Origin of the sequence: Rothia nasimurium (genome assembly GCF_035916755.1) — a bacterium.
Taxonomy (GTDB): Bacteria; Actinomycetota; Actinomycetes; order Actinomycetales; family Micrococcaceae; genus Rothia.
In genome coordinates this window covers 136,399-153,515 of sequence record NZ_JAYWIX010000007.1, presented here as the reverse complement: position 1 = coordinate 153,515, position 17,117 = coordinate 136,399, and the positions used below count along the sequence as shown (strand labels likewise).

Here is a 17,117-nt window from a genome sequence, read left to right as displayed (position 1 = left end):
AAGGACGCTGCTCTCCCCCATCTCTGGGGAAGGGCGGCGTCCTTTCGTCACAGTAATCTAGTTAGATCTGTGCGTGCTTAGCTGCGATGGTGACTCGATCGTTAGAGACAGTCAAGAAACCTTCGTGCAGGCGGGTGGTCTTCTTCTCACCGCTGGTTGCCTCAATCAGAAGCTCACCGTCTTCAGCGAGAAGGGCCATGGTGGGGATGTGACCGGGCATGATACCCAGGTCGCCATCGACGGTGCGTGCGCGCACGTACTTGGCTTCGCCAACCCACACGACTCGTTCACGGGAAACGACTTCAACTTTCAGTGCCATGATTACTTGGCTCCAGACTGTGCCTTGATTTCCTCGTAACGGCGCATGACATCGTCCATACCACCGATGTTGTAGAAGGCCTGCTCGGGGATGTGGTCAACATCGCCGCGGCAGATCATCTGGAAGGATTCGATGGTGTCCTTGATCGGCACGGTTGAACCCTCGACACCGGTGAACTGCTTTGCAGTGTAGGTGTTCTGTGAGAGGAACTGCTCGATGCGGCGGGCACGTGAAACAACGACCTTCTGCTCTTCGGAGAGTTCGTCAACACCGAGGATGGCGATGATGTCCTGAAGTTCCTTATTTTCCTGCAGGATAGCCTTGACCTGAATTGCGGTGTCGTAGTGCTCCTGACCGATGTACTGGGGGTCCAGGATTCGGGAGGTGGAAGACAGGGGATCAATCGCGGGGTACAGACCACGTGAAGCAATCTCACGGGAGAGCTCGGTGGTTGCATCCAGGTGGGCGAAGGTGGTTGCAGGTGCGGGGTCGGTGTAGTCGTCCGCAGGAACGTAAATTGCCTGCATGGAGGTGATGGAGTGACCACGGGTTGAGGTGATGCGCTCCTGCAGCAGACCCATTTCGTCGGCCAGGTTGGGCTGGTAGCCCACAGCGGACGGCATGCGGCCGAGCAGGGTTGAAACCTCAGAACCTGCCTGGGTGAAGCGGAAGATGTTGTCGATGAAGAGCAGAACGTCCTGGTTCTGAACGTCACGGAAGTATTCCGCCATGGTCAGGCCGGTCAGCGCAACGCGCAGACGGGTTCCCGGCGGTTCGTCCATCTGGCCGAATACGAGAGCGGTGTCCTTCAGAACGCCAGCTTCTTCCATTTCAACCCAGAGGTCGTTACCTTCACGGGTACGCTCGCCAACGCCGGTGAATACTGAGGTACCACCGAAGTTGCGGGCAACGCGGGTAATCATTTCCTGGATCAGAACGGTCTTACCAACGCCTGCACCACCGAAGAGACCAATCTTACCGCCCTTGATGTAGGGGGTCAGAAGGTCGATGGACTTGATGCCGGTTTCCAGCATCTCGGTCGAACCTTCGAGGTCTGCGAAGCCGGGGGCTGCGCGGTGGATGGGCCAGTAGGTGTCGGCCTTGATTTCGTCGTTGGAGACGTCGAGGGCATCACCGAGGACGTTGAAGATGTGGCCCTTGACGCCGTCGCCTACGGGGACGGAGATGGGAGCGCCGGTGTCAACTACAGCCTGGCCGCGGACGAGACCGTCGGTCTGCTGCAGGGAGATTGCGCGTACCAGTGAGTCACCGAGGTGCTGGGCAGTCTCGAAGGTGATCTTACGGGTGGTGCCGTTGAGGGTCAGATCAGCGGTCAGCGCGTTGTAGATGTCAGGTACCTGGCCGGCAGGGAACTCAACGTCAACGACAGGGCCGATAACGCGAGCAATGCGACCGGTTGCGCCCTGAGCCGGCGCAGTAGCCGATTCGTTCAGAGTGGCAGTCATTGTTCTCACTTACCTATGTAGAGAGTGGAAAGTTGTCTGGTGGATTAGGAGGCGAGTGCGTCGGCGCCGCCAACAATTTCGCTGAGCTCCTGAGTAATTTCTGCCTGGCGAGCGTTGTTCATCAGGCGGGTGTACTTCTTGATGAGCTCGTCAGCGTTATCACCTGCGGACTTCATCGCGCGCTGGCGGGACGCCAGTTCGGAGGCCGCTGCTTCTAGCAGGCACGCATAGATGCGGGAGGCGATGTAGCGGGGCAGCAACTCGTCGAGAACTTCCTGGGGGCTGGGCTCGAATTCAAAGACTGAGTTCTGCTGGAACTGGTCGTCTTCGAGACGTTCGCCGGGCAGGATTTCTTCACCGAGTTCGCGTGCGTCTGCTACCTCAATGGGGAGCAGGCGCAGGACGCGGGTTTCCTGGCTGACCATGGAGACGAATTCGGTGTAGATGATATGAAGGTCATCGACGTCGCCGTTTTCGTAGGCTGCCAGGATGGCGTCGCGTGCTGCAACGGCCATCTCGATGTTGGGGTTGTCGGTGTTGCCTTCCCAAGCCTGCTCGTATTCGCGTTCGCGGAAGTCAAAGTAGGACTTTGCCTTGCGACCGATGAGATAGAGCTTGACATCACGTCCCTCACCGCGGAGCTTCTCAATAAGACCCTCGGTTTTTTTGAGGACGGATGAGGAGTATGAACCCGCAAGGCCGCGGTCGCTGGTGAGGACGAGAACTGCGGAGCGACCGGTCTTTGCCTTTGAGCGTGCGTTAAGCAGGGGGTGCTCAATGTGGTGCTGGGTCGCGATGGCAGTGACGGCCTTGGTCAGCGCATTTGCGTAGGGGCTAGCGGCCTCTGCGCTCTTACGTGCCTTGTTAATGCGTGAGGTTGCGATCATCTCCATCGCCTTGAAGATCTTCTTCATAGACGATGTTGAAGTAATCTTTTGGCGGTAAACCCTAATCTGGGCTCCCATAGAGATTCCTTTCACTCCTAGGGTAAGAGCCCCTCCCCCAGGTTCTGTTGGAGGGGCATCTCACCTGCTAGGAAAATCGCTAACCGATGGTTTCCTGTGATACTTCGCTGTCTGACAGGGGCTGGTGCTCTTCGTGACCGGCCTCAACGAGGTGGCTGGTGCCTTCTGAGCGGAAGCCCTGCTTGAAGTCAACGATGGCAGTCTTGAGAGCTGCTACGGTTTCGTCTTCGAGCTTGCCTGATGCTGCGATGTCCTGCAGTACTGAGGTGGAGCGGCGCAGGTGGTCGAGGAACTCTGATTCGAAACGCAGAACGTCTGAAACTTCGAGGTCATCGAGGTAGCCGTTGGTGCCTGCCCAGATTGAGACAACCTGGTCCTCAACTGCGTAGGGGGTGTACTGGGGCTGACGCAGCAGCTCAGTGAGGCGAGCACCGCGGGTCAGCTGGGCCTTTGAGGCTTCGTCCAGGTCGGAAGCGAACATTGCGAAGGCTTCCATGGCGCGGTACTGAGCAAGGTCGAGCTTGAGGGTACCGGAGACCTTCTTCATAGCCTTGGTCTGTGCTGCACCACCAACACGGGAGACGGAGATACCTACGTCGACCGCAGGGCGCTGGTTAGCGTTGAAGAGGTCTGACTGCAGGAAAATCTGGCCGTCGGTGATGGAGATGACGTTGGTGGGGATAAAGGCTGAAACGTCGTTTGCCTTGGTTTCAATGATCGGGAAGCCGGTCATTGAACCTGCACCCAGCTCGTCGGAGAGCTTTGCACAGCGCTCAAGCAGGCGGGAATGGAGGTAGAAGACATCGCCGGGGTATGCTTCGCGGCCCGGAGGACGACGCAGCAGCAGTGATACCGCACGGTAGGCTTCTGCCTGCTTTGAGAGGTCATCGAAGATAATGAGGACGTGCTTGCCGCCGTACATCCAGTGCTGGCCGATGGCGCTACCGGTGTAGGGGGCCAGGTACTTGAAGCCTGCTGCGTCAGATGCGGGGGAAGCCACGATGGTGGTGTATTCCAGTGCGCCCTGCTGCTTGAGGGTTTCGCGCACTGCGGCGATGGTTGATGCCTTCTGACCGATAGCAACGTAGACACAGCGAACCTGCTTGTTGGGGTCGCCGGTTGCCCAGTTGTCCTTCTGGTTCAGGATGGTGTCAACCGCGATAGCGGTCTTACCGGTCTGGCGGTCACCAATGATCAGCTGACGCTGGCCGCGGCCAATCGGAATCATGGCGTCGATTGCCTTGAGACCGGTCTGGAGGGGCTCGTGAACTGACTTACGCTGGGTAACGCCGGGAGCCTGAAGTTCGAGGGCACGGCGGCCTTCTGCTTCAATGTCGCCCAGGTCATCGATGGGGTTGCCCAGGGGGTCAACTACGCGGCCCAGGTAGGCGTCGCCTACGGGTACTGAGAGAACCTCGCCGGTACGGTGAACTTCCTGGCCTTCTTCAATGCCGGTGAAGTCACCGAGGATGATGACACCGATGTCACGAGTGTCGAGGTTCTGTGCCAGGCCAAGGGTGCCGTCTTCGAAGCGAAGCAGCTCGTTAGCCATTACTGAGGGAAGGCCCTCAACGCGTGCGATGCCGTCGGATGCTGATGCAACACGACCCACCTCTACGCGCTCTGCATTGCCGGGTTCGTAAGACGCTGCGAATTCGTTCAGCGCGTTACGGACATCATCGGCGTTGATGGTCAAATCGGCCATCTTATGTCCCTGCTCTCCTAATTTGTTGGTGTGCCTGCCGAATGGCGGCAGGCCCACCGAAACTTGTGTGACGTGCTCGGGTTGTGCTTCTTAAGCTTGCCCGATGTCGTCTGTGTATCTTCTAAATCACCGTCGAGGTCTCGACTGTGTAAATCGCCTATGCGAAAGCGCGGCTGAGTTCTGACAGTCGGGTGGACAGCGAGCCATCGATGACTTCGTCCCCTACCTGCACGCGCAGACCGCCCAGAAGTGCGGGGTCTACGGTGATATCGAGCTTCAGCTCCTTGCCGTAGGTCTTGTTGAGTGACCCCTGCAGCTTTGCAATCTGCTCTGCAGTCAGCGCGGTTGCTGAGGTAACTCGTGCGATCCAACGGTTTTGACGCTTGACGATGATTTCTACGAACTCGTTAGCCAGACGGGCTGCGGTGGTTCCGCGGGCCGCAGTGGCAACTCGTTCTAGCAGAAGCTTGCCTTCAGCGGTAGCTACACGGCCACCGAGGCTGACAGCCAGCTTCTTGAGTGCTTCCTTGCTTGCCCTGGTATCGGCAAGAGCAGCCTGTACTTCTGCTGAGGCATCAACGGTGTTGATGAAGGTCAGCAGTTCATTGACGGTCTGCTCCAGTGCATCGATACCTCCGCGCTGTTCAGCAGAAAGCGCTACTGAGGTGACAGCGGTTGTTTCGAGGGCATCAGCCAGATCGCGTTCTTCACTCCAGCGGGCTTCTGCTGCTGCAGAAACGATAGCCAGAGCGGCGTCGGAAATCTTGCCGCCCAGAACGGAGCGGGCGATGCCTGCTCGCTGCGCTGCTTCGCGGGAAGGATCGGTTAGACCTCGCCGGAACCCGCCGTTGGTGTCGATAACATCGACAACAGCGAAGAGCTCTTCTGCGAGGTGGGTCGGGTTATCGGTAGGCTGGGCCACCAGAACCTGTTCCACCTTGTTCAGTGATTCAGTCGATACTGCTGACATTAGCGGGCTGCACCTGCCTGCTGCTGCGCGTCAAGGTCAGCAAGAAAACGATCGACTACACGTGCGGATCGCTCATCATCGTTGAGGGATTCGCCCACAATCTTGCCAGCCAGTGAGGTTGCCAGAGCGCCAACTTCGGCACGAAGTGATGCTGCGGCAGCTGCACGTTCTGCCTCGATGGTCTTCTGAGCGTTTTCGGTGATGCGGGCGGCCTCAGCGTTTGCGCGCTCCTTAGCTTCTGCCACGATGGCGTCGCCTTCGGCGCGTGCTTCTTCGCGAATCTTCTGAGCTTCCAGACGAGCGCTTTCGAGCTGCTGGCCGTACTCTTCGCGTGCTGCCGCGGCCTCTGCCTGAGCCTTTTCAGCCTTGGCTAGACCACCCTCAATTGCTTCTTTACGGTCCTGGTAAATCTTTTCGAATGCCGGGACAACGTACTTGGTGACGATGAAGAGGAGGAGCAGGAACCCGATGGCGGTAATGGCGATTTCCCAGACATTGGGGACCAGAGGGTTCGCGCCCTCTGCTGCTGCCATTAAGTGAGACATAGGGGGTTTTCCTGTTCTATAGTTTGGTCAATCTTTCGGCGGGGCCAAAAATTACTTGATAAACGCAAGAACCAGGCCGAGAACTGCCAGTGCTTCAACCAGTGCGAAGCCCAGGAAGAGCATGGGCTGCAGGGTGCGCTGTGACTCGGGCTGACGAGCAACAGAGGTCATGTAGGCTGCGAAGATCAGACCTACGCCGATGCCACCGCCGATAGCTGACAGACCGTAACCAACTGCGGTAAGTGAACCGGTGAGTTCCATGATGTTTGTTTCCTTTCACAGTGCCCCTTGCGGTTTGTGTGTTGTGTAAGGGGCAGAGTTTTGATGTGGACACTCCCCGCTAAAGCGGGTTGCTTTTCTCGTCCGCCGGTGTGCCCGACGGAGAAAACCTATATTTTTAGTGGCCTTCTGAGACCGAGCCCTGCAGGTAGACCGCAAGGAGCAGGGTGAAGACGTAGGCCTGGATGACCTGAATCATGAGTTCCAGGAAGTAGAGGAAGAGGCCCAGGGCGCCTGAACCAATCGAGGCGATAGCGGCGATGCCACCTGCTTCAACAATCAGGTACTGGGTAAGGGATGCTGCAACCATAATCGCCAGGTGGCCACCGAACATGGTAGCGAAGAGACGCAGGGCGTGGGTTGCGGGGCGGATGAGCATGTTGGACATGAACTCGATGGGAATCAGGATGACGTAGACCAGCGGGGGAACACCGGAGGGCATGGTCATGTCCTTGAAGAACTTACCCAGACCCTTGCGCTTGATACCAACACCAACCCAGGTCAGGTATGCGATACCTGCCAGGGCGTAGGCAGAACCTACGTGAGACATGGTGGGCAGCTGGAGAACGGGAATTGAACCGTAGAGGTTATTTACCAGGATGAAGAAGAAAGCGGTGAAGAGCAGGGGAACAAAAGGCTTGTAGTGGTGGGCGCCAATCAGTTCCTTGCCCAGGCTGTTACGGACCAGGCCGTACCCCATTTCGCCCACGAACTGAGTGCGTGAGGGAACCATGGCACGCTTGCGGGCAGCGAAGAGGAAGAAGCCAGCAACGATGACCACCGACAGGATAACCAGAAGCATCTGCTTGCTGAACTCAAAATCACCGATCGTGAAGATGGCAGGCAGGTGCATCTCATCGATAGTGGGCGGAACGTAGCCCTGCTGCTCTCCCGCTGCGACAACTAGCCCGTTTGAAATCAAGGCAAGTCCTTTCATTGCTTCGTGTTGGCCGCTGGCTCCAGCAACCTCAGAGGTTTAAAGAATCAAAAGTACGTGTGTGCCAACCGGTTTCAGTTGGTCTTATTTACGCTGCTGCATGTGGATAAATACCAGGTAGATACCACCAAAGGCGCCAACGAATCCGCCTGCCCAAGCAATCCAGGTTGTACCTAGTAAGTGGTCCAGACCATAGCCTACCAAACTCCAGATACCAATGCCTATCATGACGTACAGAAGTGTCATAAAGGCCCCGGCTGTTCCGCCACCGGCAACCAGGTCGCCAGCAGAGCGTAACTGCTTATCTTGCTTGTACCACTTATCGTCGGTGTTGCCCACGGGTGTATGCTCCTTTGCCTAGTTTCATCCTACCGAATCGAAATAGAGGATTCTCTGTTTCGAGATAATTTTCGTTTCAATGACAAGCTGGGCCACAAGTGCCAGGACGGCTCCGGTGAGAAGCCAGCCGTTACGAAAATCCTGCGGTATAGGGGCGAACACTAAGAGGCCGGTGAAAACCATAATCTTGAACGGATACATGGCCGCTAGAGCCACTGCCGCCGCTTTCATCGACTTCTTCTCAGCCGGTATCACAACCATGATTCCGACCGCGAAACTGAGATAAACCAGGGTAAGCCCCGTAAGGAACCCACCCGCAGCCGGTTTACCTGCGATAAGTACACCAACTATCGTACCGACTAGGGCCAAGATAGCCAAAGCCAGTGAGACAGACCTGAAGATTTTTACCCAGGGCATCTCGTTGATGCCCAGCGGTTTAGGCCCCATTTTTCTGACGCACCTTCCCGAGCATAGTCGGCAAAAAGATGTAAAGGGCCAAGATAAGCACAACTAACAGGGCAGACCAAATAGCGTTCTGGGTTTCAAAGGGTAGAGCCATCACTGTCACAGCGGTCACCACAAAAGTAGTAAGTGTCACAAGGGCCGCACTGCCCAGGTGGCTGAAACCGACGTCCGTCAACCGTTGGTAGGCGTGGCTGCGATGGGGTTTGTACCATTGTTCACCCCGCACGATTCGGCGCAATAGCGTAGTTCCGGTGTCTACCAGGTAGACCAGCAGGGGGGCAAGGATATACTCCACATAAACCCCCGAGAGGAAGGCGCCCACCGCCATGGAAGCAATAGCTCCCCCTAGGAAGTAGGAGCCGGCGTCCCCCAGGAAAACGTTCTTACCGGTACGCACATTCCAGGGCAGGAAGGCCAGGTAGGCCGCAGCCACAGCCGCTCCCCCGGCAAGTAGCCAGGGCATTTGGTTAACCCAGCCCGCGTAGGCATAAGCCCCTCCCACAGCAAAGCCGTGCAGACCCGAGATGCCGTTGATGCCGTCCATAAAGTTCACCACGTTGATGTAGGCGGCGATCGCAAAGACCCCTAAGGGGACCCAGAAGATGGAGGTCCCCAGCATCAGGGTCATTCCCAGAGCGACGATAGCGCCGATAAGCAGCTGGGCAGCAAAGCGAACCTTGATAGAGACCCCGCGGTAGTCCTCCATCCAGCCCAGAGCACCCGATGCCATCATGCCAAAGAGTACGAAGAGGGCGATAGACCGATCAGTAAAAATCTGCCCGTCGATGAGGGCAACCAGGTAGGCCAGCACCGCTGCAAGTGCGGTTGCCAGCCCCATGCCGCGAAAGACCGGGAAGCTGTGAGAAGACCGTGCAGTGGGGATATCGACCAGGTTCCAGCGATGCAGGAGCGGACGCACGGCGAAGGGTAAGAGCAGACCGGCGACCAGGGCGATAAGGGCGGGCACCAGAAGCAGTGCCAGAAGTTCTGAGGTAGTCATTAGGCCTCCTGCCCCCGATGCTCGGTGCGGTCGTACCCGCGGTGGCTACGGTAGTTTTCAAGCCAGCGAGCATAGTCAAGGTCAGCGGGGTCAAACCTGGGGGCTTGAGCCCTCATGATATTTTCGTTCTCTTCGCTGCGCTGGTGTACCTCGTCCTGGCCGAAAAGTACCTCGTCGCGCTTTTCGCCCGCGCGCAGGCCAATGACGTCGATGGCTACGTCGAAGCGCTCATAGAGGCTGCGCATATGTTCGGCCACCTTGAGAATCTTGACCGGCTCGCCCATATCGAGCACCATCACCTCGCCGCTTCGCCCGATTGCCCCAGCCAACATAACCAGCAGGCAGGCGTCCGGAATTAGCATGAAGTAGCGGGTGGCGTTCCGGTCGGTCACGGTCAGGGGGCCACCGTCTAAGATCTGCTTGGTAAAGAGGGGCTTAATAGAACCGCGAGAACCAAAAACATTGCCGAAGCGCACCGAGACATAGGTATGCCCGGTCTGCTCGCCGTACCAGCTCGTCAGCATTTCCGCGCTGCGCTTGGACTGCCCCAGGGCAGTGGTGGGGTCGGCAGCCTTATCGGTCGAGATATTCACAAAAACCTGAACATCAACCTGAGCTGAAGCCTTAAGCACGTTTGCGGTGCCTAGAGTATTGGTTTTATAGGCTTCCTTGGGGTAAGCCTCAAGGGCAGAGACATGCTTAAGGGCGGCAGCATGAAATACAACCTCAGGTTGACGTTCAGTAAAGACCGCCTCTAGGGCCTCAAAATCCCGCACGTCCGCCAAAATCACACTGGGATCGTCCAGGCTTGATAGGCCGGTCAGAGAATACCGGGTATCCATGAGCAGGGACTCATCACGGTCGAGCATCATCAGCTCAGCCGGCTGATAGGTATTAATCTGGCGGCAGAGCTCAGAGCCAATCGACCCACCTGCACCGGTCACAAGCACCCGGCGACCCTGCACATAGCTACGAATCAGGTCGTGGTCGATCTTGTAGTCAATGGTGCCGCGAATCTTCTCAAGAAGCTCCCGCTCATTGTTCTCTTCGCTGCGGCGACGGGACTGGCCCATATCGGGAACAGCAGAGTTAATGCGTATGGTCTCTACCCCCAGTTTTTTCATGCTCTGGGCGATGCGGACCAGGCGTCGTTCAGGAATCTCCTCGCCAATAGCAATAAGCACCTTCGTAGCCTGGTGGTGTTTTACCAGGGCGGCCAAGTCAGCGCTAGTTCCTTCAACCTTTACCGAATGAATACGGGCGTTACGCACCGAACGGTCATCGTCAACAATCGCGACCGGCAGGTACTTTGCCTTGGGGTCGGTCATCAGGGTTGAAATCAGGTTGCGGCCCAGAAAACCTGCACCGTAAACAATCACCCGCTGCACATCTTTACCGCTGGGGCGGTTGGTCTTTTCCTCATAGATTCGCTTGCTGTAGCGGAAGCCCATCATCAGCAAAACAGCGATGGGGAAGGCAATGAGTACCACCGAGCGGGGCACACCAACGGCACGGGACGATACCATCAGCAGTATCTGCATAATGATGGTGTTAGCTAATATCAGGGGGTAGAGCTTGCTTCCCTCTTGCAGGGTGCCGTAGCTGTGGACGCCACGGTAGAGACCCATCATCAGGCCCCCACCAATTTGTAGGGCGACCACCACCAGGGCAACCGTGGTGAGCCCGCCTGCATCAATCTGGCTCAAATCCATGCCGTAGCGCAAAACAAAGGCAGCGGGTAGGGCTAGCAGCCAGGCTAGGGAGTCTAGCCCCATCTGCACGTACTTCCACCAGGTCTTCCGCTCAGTGCTCGATGTCAGAATGGGAATAGAAGTGGTCTGCGGGGACGATTCTTTAGACATTGCTGACCTTCTCTTTCTTCCCCTGCGGGTTTCGGCCGGTCATGGCCCTAAAGGCCCGGGTGCGCAGTTCTTCTGGGGCTAGGCGGTAGACACCGCGTATGGCTAGGTTCTGGGCGAAGCGGACGGGACTCAGCACTCCCCCGGTATAGAGCCTGCGCTGGATTTGAAGGTCCTTGCGCAGGGCCTGGATCCCCCCGCGTCGTGTATAGGCAGTGGCCACCCGGTAGCTCACCAGGGGCTGGCTCAGATTGCCCAGGACGAACCCGGCCCGACTCATGCGGGCCCAGAGCCAATAGTCTTCGGCTCCCGGAACCTCAACGTAGCTGCCAACGGCCTCCACAGCGCTCTTGCGGAAGACCACGGTGGGGTGCAGCATGGGATTGCGTTTCGGAAGCATCTCTCGGATAGCTCTCGCCCCGGTCACAGCCTTGCGTTCGGCCTCGGAGCGGGCGGGGTCGTCCGTAAACTCGTGCATGGCGCTACCCAGCACGTCGTACTGGCCCGTGGCAAGCAGAGGAACCTGCTGGGCGAAACGGTTAGGAGCAGAAACATCGTCTGAGTCTGCTCGGGCCACAATATCGTAGTCGCAGTAGGTAAGCCCCTCGTGCAGAGCGGCAGCTAGCCCATGGTTCTCGGCAAGGCGTACCACTGTCACCGGAAGGGAGCTCTGCTCTTCAAAATCAGCGATAACCTGAGAAAGCTCAGCGCTCACGGGGCCATCCTGAACCAGTACCAGCTGGTTGGGACGCAGGGTTTGGCCCTCGGTATTCGAGACTAGGGCCAGGCGCAGGTGCTCAGGCTGATCCCCGGCATAAACGCTCATCAAGACAGAGAACTTGGGGTCGCTCCCGTAGTTTTCTTTGACGCGCTGGGCCAGTTGGGGGGTTTCAAGCTGGTAGATGCCGTCCAGCACCTCACTGTTGGAGCGATAGCCGGCAGCAGCGTCCTGAACCCCCTTGAGGAAGTAGCCGGTATAGGTCTTCTTCTCATCGGTGCGCAGCAGGGTGCTAGCCCACAGGCGAGCCGTCGAACCCCCGTAGAGCAGCTTTTCCAGCGGGTTCAGGGTACGACGGGCACAAAAAACCCAGAGCTTATTGCGCACATCATTGTAGAAGCGGGGGCCAGGTTTGGCATCTGTGGTGCCAAAGGTCTTGGTGTGGTGACGGGCTACCGACCGCTCGGTAGCAATACCGTTGCTGTGATGAATCAGGCGAGTGGTGTATTCGAAGTCGTCATTCCAGATAAAGAAGTCTGCCAGGGGCAGGTCGGTGGCCCGCATGGCGGCAGCATCCATCAGAATTGAAACAAAGGACGCCGAACGGATGGGGCGGGCGCCCACAGCGGCTGCCCGCGCGGTGCGGTCAGGGCCCGCTGCGAACATGGTACGCATGGTGTTCATGGGGTGGTCCTGGCCGTTGGTCCACACCACCTTAGAAGCCACAACGGCCGGGCGCTCTGCCCGCACCGGGGAATAGTCAGCCCAGGCCCGGTAGGCCTCAGACAGGGTGTTCTCAGTAGGTTCGGTGTCGTCGTCCATGACCCAGACCAGATCTGCGGCATGCCGGTTCAGGGCCCGGTCGATGCCCACAGCGAAGCCGCCTGCGCCGCCCACGTTCTGCGGCAGGTGCACAATATCGGTAGCCAGCGAACTCCGATAGCCGCCCAGGTACTCTTCGGTGCCATCGGTAGAAGCGTTATTGACGATGATAACCCTATCGGGGGTCAGTTCCCCCGCCTCTATCCCGGCTAGGGTCTGTTCAAGCAGCTCACGGCGGTTATAGGTCACCACTACAGCAACAATGCGCTCCTGGGGGCGCACCTGGGGTGTCGGGGCAGATACCATGGGCAAACAGGTCCTTTCGTGGGGTGAGGCCACCTGCAAAGGCGTGCTTGCCCCGATTTCAGGGCACAAAGCACACAACTCTATCTAAGTTTAGCGAACTCACCTGTGGATTATCCCAGCGCAGGCGGCCAAAAACCCAAACCTTAGCCCTTTGCGGCCTGCCCTACGTGTTTTTTGGTCCGGCCTATGTCACCCTAGGGGTAGGGGCACAGACAACCCACCGGTAACCACTACACGGACGGAGTAAAGGCATGGCTCAGGCCACATGGAAAGTAATTGGGGCAAGCGGGTTTGTGGGTTCATCGATTGTAGCCCGGCTAGCTGCCGAAGGTGTCCAGGTCGATGCGGTTGAGGCTCCCCGCCTGCTCACGCGCACGGCCGAAGCCAACCAGCTCATACGCGAAGCCCGGCAGCTAGACGGCATTATCGACACTCTCGCTGAATCTTTTGCCGGGTGCGAGGTTGTCATCAATGCTTCGGGCCTGGCTGCCCCTGACCAGGAAGACCTAGCTCCCCTGCTAGGCGCTAATGCCCTGCTGCCTGCGGTCATTGCAATTGCCGCCCAGCGCACCGGGGTCAGCAGAGTAATCCATCTGAGCTCTGCTGCCGTCTTAGGGCCGGTTCCTGTTCTCAGTGCAGAGGCAAAACCGCAGCCTTTCTCTGCCTACTCTTTCTCGAAGGCCCTGGGTGAAGAGGTGCTTCTCTCCCTGCGGACCTTTATCGAAGAAACAGCAGCTCAGGGGCAGGCTCCCGGCTCTGAAGCATCAGAGTTCCCGGCAGCCCCCTCTCACTCCCCCGTCGCTGTAGCCGGGGATCACGCGGTCGATATCTGCATTATCCGGGCCACAAGTGTGCAGGGGCGCGGACGCCGAACCACCGAGGCTTTCGCAAAAATCGCTTCCTCCCCGCTGGCGTCCGTCGCAGGGCGCGCCCCGCGGCGTACCCCGGTCTCCTCCAATTACGCCCTGGCAGAATTCGTCTACCGGGTAGCCAGTTTCGTAGGCCCCCTGCCCGCCATCGTAATGCAGCCCTGGGAAGGAGCTACCACCGAGTCCGTCCTTATTGACGCAGGACGCCGCCGCCCCCTACACCTACCGGCCCCCCTCTGCCTGGCCCTAGTCGCCACCGGTTACAGGGTCTCTAAGCTCCTGGGCGACCGTCTAACCGGGCCCGTCCGCCGGGTTGAGGTGATGTGGTTCGGCCAGGATATCGACGATTCGTGGGCTCAAAAAAATGGCCTGGTGCCCCAAGCACGGGTGAGCGAGGTGCTTCGCACCGCCCACAGCGCACTGGGCACCAGACAGGACCGCAGGGTTGAAAACTAGACGGTAGGAGTTTCGTTGCCCTCGCCGTCCGCTTCGGTCAGCGGCTCGGCGGGGGCTTCTTTCTGGGCTCCAAAAACCAGAGAACGGGCATCGGCCACCGAGTAGGGCTTGGTGTTGTCTTGTACCACGCGGGTCTCAGGAGCATGAGCGCTGGCGGTACGGCGCTGGTCAACGGCTGCGGTGTTGCTAGCACCACCTACCAGCCCCGCAGCGAGTGAACCAGCTACAGGAGCGGCAGCCTGGCGGGAGGCAGCCTCAACCTCTTCTGTGTCAGGCTCATCCACCTGGCGGGGCGAAATCTCGGTATCTTCCATCGCCTCTGAGCTTGCTACCAGAGCTGACTCGGCTTCGCGGCGGGCCTTTTCCTGGGTCTCAAACTCGGCGCGGGTTAGCACACCGGGCACGACCTCGCGCAGGCGCTCTACTGAAATTGCGCCCTCACGCACCACAACCAGGCGGTCAGAGGTGCAGTCCACGATGGTCGAAGGTAGGGCATCCTTGGCTTCAAAGCCCTCAGGACGGTTCTCGGGGCGTGGCCCACCATCAAAGATAACGGCCACATCATCGCCCAGCTGGGCCATGGCTTCCTGGGCTGTGGTGGCAGCTGGACGGCCGGTTTTGTTGGCTGACGAAACAGCCAGGGGGCCCAGGTTTTTCAGAAGCTCAATAGCCACCGGGTCATTAGGCACGCGCAGGGCAACGGTGCCCTGGGTCTCGCCCAGGTCCCAGTTCAGGGAGGGCTGGGAGTAGAAAATCAAGGTGAGAGCACCGGGCCAGAACTCGGTCGCCAGGGAGCGGGCGTCCTCAGAAATCTCATCGGCCAAGCCCGGCAGCACAGACTGGTCGTAAATGAGTACCGGCGGGGGCATCTGCCGGGTGCGGCCCTTAGCGGCAAGCAGGTTCCCAACGCCCGCAACAGAGAAGGCATCGGTAGCGATGCCGTACACGGTATCGGTAGGGATCACGATGGTCTTGGCTGCACCGATTGCTGAGTTGGCAGTCGCGATGGCGTCGCCCAGGGTCTCAGGGTCGGTTGCACTAACAATGGTTGCTTTCACGCTCATTATTCTTTCACATTCTTAGGTGCCTGGTAGCGGTTTATAGCCCGAGGTGTGACGGGGTTTACCCGCGAAGTCGTCAATAGATTCGATACCTTCAAAGCCGGCGGCGGCAAGGGCCTGACGCATCAGTTCCCGCTGGGTTTCGGCGTGCTCCATAATCAGATAGCCACCGGGAGCGAGAAGGGCATAGGCCCGGGCTGCGATGGCGGCAGGTAGCTCCATGCCGTCCTCTCCCCCACCGTAAAGAGCCAGGGCCGGGTCGTGATCGCGGACCTCAGGATCTTTAGGAATTGCCCCGGCAGGGATATAGGGCGGGTTGGAGGCCACCAGGGTCACGGCTCCCTCGTACCCGGGCAGGGCAGTACGAGCATCGCCCGCTATCAGTTCCGCCCCGGCAGGGCCCAGGTTACGCTCAGCCCAGGCGGCAGCTTCGGTAGAGAGTTCAACGGCAAGGACGCGCGGGGTCGGCACCTGCTCATCGGCGGCCAGCTCGGTAGCGAGGGCAGCTGCAATGGCACCTGACCCGGTACACAGGTCAACCACCAGGGGCTGAGCGGGTAGGGCCCCAGCCATGCCCCGGTAGGCGGTAAGAGCGTGCTCCACCAGTAGCTCGGTCTCAGGGCGGGGCACAAAAACCCCCGGCCCCACCGACAGGGTCAGGCCCCGGAAGTGGGCCTGGCCGGTCAGGTGTTGGAGGGGCAGGCGCTCACCGCGCAGGGTCACCAGACGGGCAAAGCCCTCAGGCACCGGATGCCCCAGCAGGGCCAGGGACTGAGCGCGTCCCCGTGATACCGGCTCACCGGCGTCCTTCTCCAGCAGGTAAGCGGCCAGCAGCTGCGCGTCAGCTGCAGCCGATTCAATACCAGCTGCGCCAAGATAGAGCGCAGCCCGGCGAAGGGCTGAATCAAGCTCTTCGCCGGGCTCCAGGCTAAAATCAGCCACGCTTACTTGTCTTCCTGACCGAGCTTCTCAAGGCGGGCGGCCTCGTCCATCTCGATAGCGGACTGCACAACAGCCTCAAGGTCGCCGTTGAGTACAGCATCGAGGTTGTAGGCCTTGTAGCCGGTGCGGTGGTCGGCAATACGGTTTTCAGGGAAGTTGTAGGTGCGGATGCGCTCGGAACGGTCCATGGTGCGCACCTGGGAGTGGCGCTTCTCGGCGTTCTCGGCGTCAATCTGCTCCTGCTGCCAGGCAAGCAGGCGGGCACGGAGCACGCGCATCGCAGCTTCACGGTTCTGAATCTGTGACTTCTCGTTCTGCATAGCGACCACGATGCCGGTGGGCAGGTGGGTAATACGCACAGCGGAATCGGTGGTATTCACCGACTGACCACCGGGGCCAGAAGAACGGTAGACGTCAATCTTCAGGTCGTTCTGGTTAATCTCGATTTCCTCGGGCTCATCGACCTCGGGGAAGACCAGCACGCCGGCAGCTGAAGTGTGGATACGGCCCTGGGACTCGGTCGCCGGTACACGCTGCACGCGGTGCACGCCGCCCTCGTACTTGAGGTGGGCCCAGACGCCCTCAGCGGGGTCATTCGAGGTGCCCTTGATAGCTACCTGGGCGTCCTTGTATCCGCCCACGTCGGTGGTCTGGGAAGAAATCATTTCGGTCTTCCAGCCCTTAGACTCGGCGTAGCGGGTGTACATGCGCAGCAGGTCAGCGGCAAAGAGGGATGCCTCGTCGCCGCCTTCGCCGCCCTTGACTTCAAGAATGACGTTGCGGCCGTCGTCCGGATCACGGGGAATCAGCAGACGGCGCAGCTTCTCTTCAGCCTCGGGTAGCTGGGCTTCAAGCTCCTTGACCTCGTCAGCAAAGTCGGGGTCTTCGGCAGCCATCTCGCGGGCAGCTTCGATGTCGTCGCGCAGGGTGTTGACGCGGTTGTAGGCTTCAACGATGCCGTTGAGCTCTGAGTAGCGGCGACCCAGCTTACGGGCCTTGCCCTGGTCAGCGTGGACGGCCGGGTCAGCCAGCTGCTTCTGGAGGTCGGCGTGCTCGTCGAGCAGACCCTGGATAGATTCAATCACGGTGATGTC

The 17,117-nt window shown here is 59.1% G+C and carries 17 protein-coding genes; 1 reads left to right on the top strand and 16 read right to left on the bottom strand.

The genetic code is table 11. From position 1 onward, the window contains the following. Positions 1 to 61: 61 nt before the first annotated feature. The 13 genes from VSX42_RS09125 to VSX42_RS09065 all read right to left on the bottom strand — a co-directional run bounded on the left by VSX42_RS09125 (position 62) and on the right by VSX42_RS09065 (position 12,695). Positions 62 to 319 carry a F0F1 ATP synthase subunit epsilon gene (locus VSX42_RS09125; protein WP_135011542.1) on the bottom strand — a complete coding sequence of 86 codons (258 nt, stop codon included), beginning with the start codon at positions 317 to 319 and terminating at the stop codon, positions 62 to 64. 2 nt (positions 320 to 321) lie between these two features. Beyond that, the gene (atpD, locus tag VSX42_RS09120; protein ID WP_185174462.1) at positions 322 to 1,785 is read right to left on the bottom strand and encodes a F0F1 ATP synthase subunit beta; all 1,464 of its coding nucleotides are present in this window, start codon (positions 1,783 to 1,785) and stop codon (positions 322 to 324) included. A gap of 44 nt (positions 1,786 to 1,829) precedes the next feature. Next, positions 1,830 to 2,750, bottom strand: coding sequence for a F0F1 ATP synthase subunit gamma (locus VSX42_RS09115; protein WP_326503984.1), 921 nt, complete (start codon positions 2,748 to 2,750; stop codon positions 1,830 to 1,832). A gap of 79 nt (positions 2,751 to 2,829) precedes the next feature. Then, positions 2,830 to 4,455, bottom strand: coding sequence for a F0F1 ATP synthase subunit alpha (atpA, locus tag VSX42_RS09110; RefSeq protein WP_237185867.1), 1,626 nt, complete (start codon positions 4,453 to 4,455; stop codon positions 2,830 to 2,832). A gap of 157 nt (positions 4,456 to 4,612) precedes the next feature. Continuing rightward, the gene (locus VSX42_RS09105; RefSeq protein WP_326503983.1) at positions 4,613 to 5,425 is read right to left on the bottom strand and encodes a F0F1 ATP synthase subunit delta; all 813 of its coding nucleotides are present in this window, start codon (positions 5,423 to 5,425) and stop codon (positions 4,613 to 4,615) included. Further along, positions 5,425 to 5,970 carry a F0F1 ATP synthase subunit B gene (locus VSX42_RS09100; RefSeq protein ID WP_326503982.1) on the bottom strand — a complete coding sequence of 182 codons (546 nt, stop codon included), beginning with the start codon at positions 5,968 to 5,970 and terminating at the stop codon, positions 5,425 to 5,427. The genes VSX42_RS09105 and VSX42_RS09100 overlap by 1 nt, the downstream gene beginning before the upstream one ends. A gap of 51 nt (positions 5,971 to 6,021) precedes the next feature. Then, entirely contained in the window at positions 6,022 to 6,231 is a 210-nt protein-coding gene (gene atpE, locus VSX42_RS09095; protein ID WP_135011536.1) for an ATP synthase F0 subunit C, read from the bottom strand. A 136-nt stretch (positions 6,232 to 6,367) separates the two neighbouring features. Further along, entirely contained in the window at positions 6,368 to 7,171 is an 804-nt protein-coding gene (gene atpB / locus VSX42_RS09090) for a F0F1 ATP synthase subunit A (protein WP_326503981.1), read from the bottom strand. A gap of 99 nt (positions 7,172 to 7,270) precedes the next feature. Beyond that, a complete protein-coding gene (locus VSX42_RS09085) occupies positions 7,271 to 7,525 on the bottom strand; it encodes a hypothetical protein (RefSeq protein WP_326503980.1) in 255 nt (84 codons plus the stop codon). A 24-nt stretch (positions 7,526 to 7,549) separates the two neighbouring features. Further along, positions 7,550 to 7,972, bottom strand: coding sequence for a hypothetical protein (locus VSX42_RS09080; RefSeq protein ID WP_326503979.1), 423 nt, complete (start codon positions 7,970 to 7,972; stop codon positions 7,550 to 7,552). Continuing rightward, the gene (locus VSX42_RS09075) at positions 7,962 to 8,990 is read right to left on the bottom strand and encodes a glycosyltransferase family 4 protein (protein WP_326503978.1); all 1,029 of its coding nucleotides are present in this window, start codon (positions 8,988 to 8,990) and stop codon (positions 7,962 to 7,964) included. The genes VSX42_RS09080 and VSX42_RS09075 overlap by 11 nt, the downstream gene beginning before the upstream one ends. Continuing rightward, complete coding sequence (locus tag VSX42_RS09070; protein WP_326503977.1) at positions 8,990 to 10,852, bottom strand: polysaccharide biosynthesis protein; 1,863 nt, start codon at positions 10,850 to 10,852, stop codon at positions 8,990 to 8,992. Before VSX42_RS09070 ends, VSX42_RS09075 begins: the two co-directional genes overlap by 1 nt. Beyond that, the gene (locus VSX42_RS09065; RefSeq protein WP_326503976.1) at positions 10,845 to 12,695 is read right to left on the bottom strand and encodes a glycosyltransferase; all 1,851 of its coding nucleotides are present in this window, start codon (positions 12,693 to 12,695) and stop codon (positions 10,845 to 10,847) included. Before VSX42_RS09065 ends, VSX42_RS09070 begins: the two co-directional genes overlap by 8 nt. A gap of 251 nt (positions 12,696 to 12,946) precedes the next feature. On the opposite strand from VSX42_RS09065, the gene VSX42_RS09060 reads away from it, so the two are divergent. Continuing rightward, positions 12,947 to 14,020, top strand: coding sequence for an NAD-dependent epimerase/dehydratase family protein (locus VSX42_RS09060; RefSeq protein WP_326503975.1), 1,074 nt, complete (start codon positions 12,947 to 12,949; stop codon positions 14,018 to 14,020). Here the strand turns inward: VSX42_RS09060 and VSX42_RS09055 are convergent. From VSX42_RS09055 to prfA, 3 genes are read right to left on the bottom strand one after another with little or no spacing between them, the layout of a single operon-like run. After that, positions 14,017 to 15,084: an L-threonylcarbamoyladenylate synthase gene (locus tag VSX42_RS09055; protein WP_326503974.1), complete on the bottom strand. Its 1,068-nt coding sequence runs from the start codon at positions 15,082 to 15,084 to the stop codon at positions 14,017 to 14,019. The two genes, VSX42_RS09060 and VSX42_RS09055, sit on opposite strands and share 4 nt — an antisense overlap. Positions 15,085 to 15,099: 15 nt before the next feature. Beyond that, on the bottom strand, positions 15,100 to 16,023 hold the full coding sequence (gene prmC / locus VSX42_RS09050; protein WP_326503973.1) for a peptide chain release factor N(5)-glutamine methyltransferase: 924 nt from the start codon (positions 16,021 to 16,023) through the stop codon (positions 15,100 to 15,102). A gap of 2 nt (positions 16,024 to 16,025) precedes the next feature. Further along, positions 16,026 to 17,108 (bottom strand): peptide chain release factor 1, encoded by a 1,083-nt coding sequence (gene prfA / locus VSX42_RS09045; protein ID WP_135011527.1) that lies wholly within the window; start codon positions 17,106 to 17,108, stop codon positions 16,026 to 16,028. Positions 17,109 to 17,117: the final 9 nt, after the last annotated feature.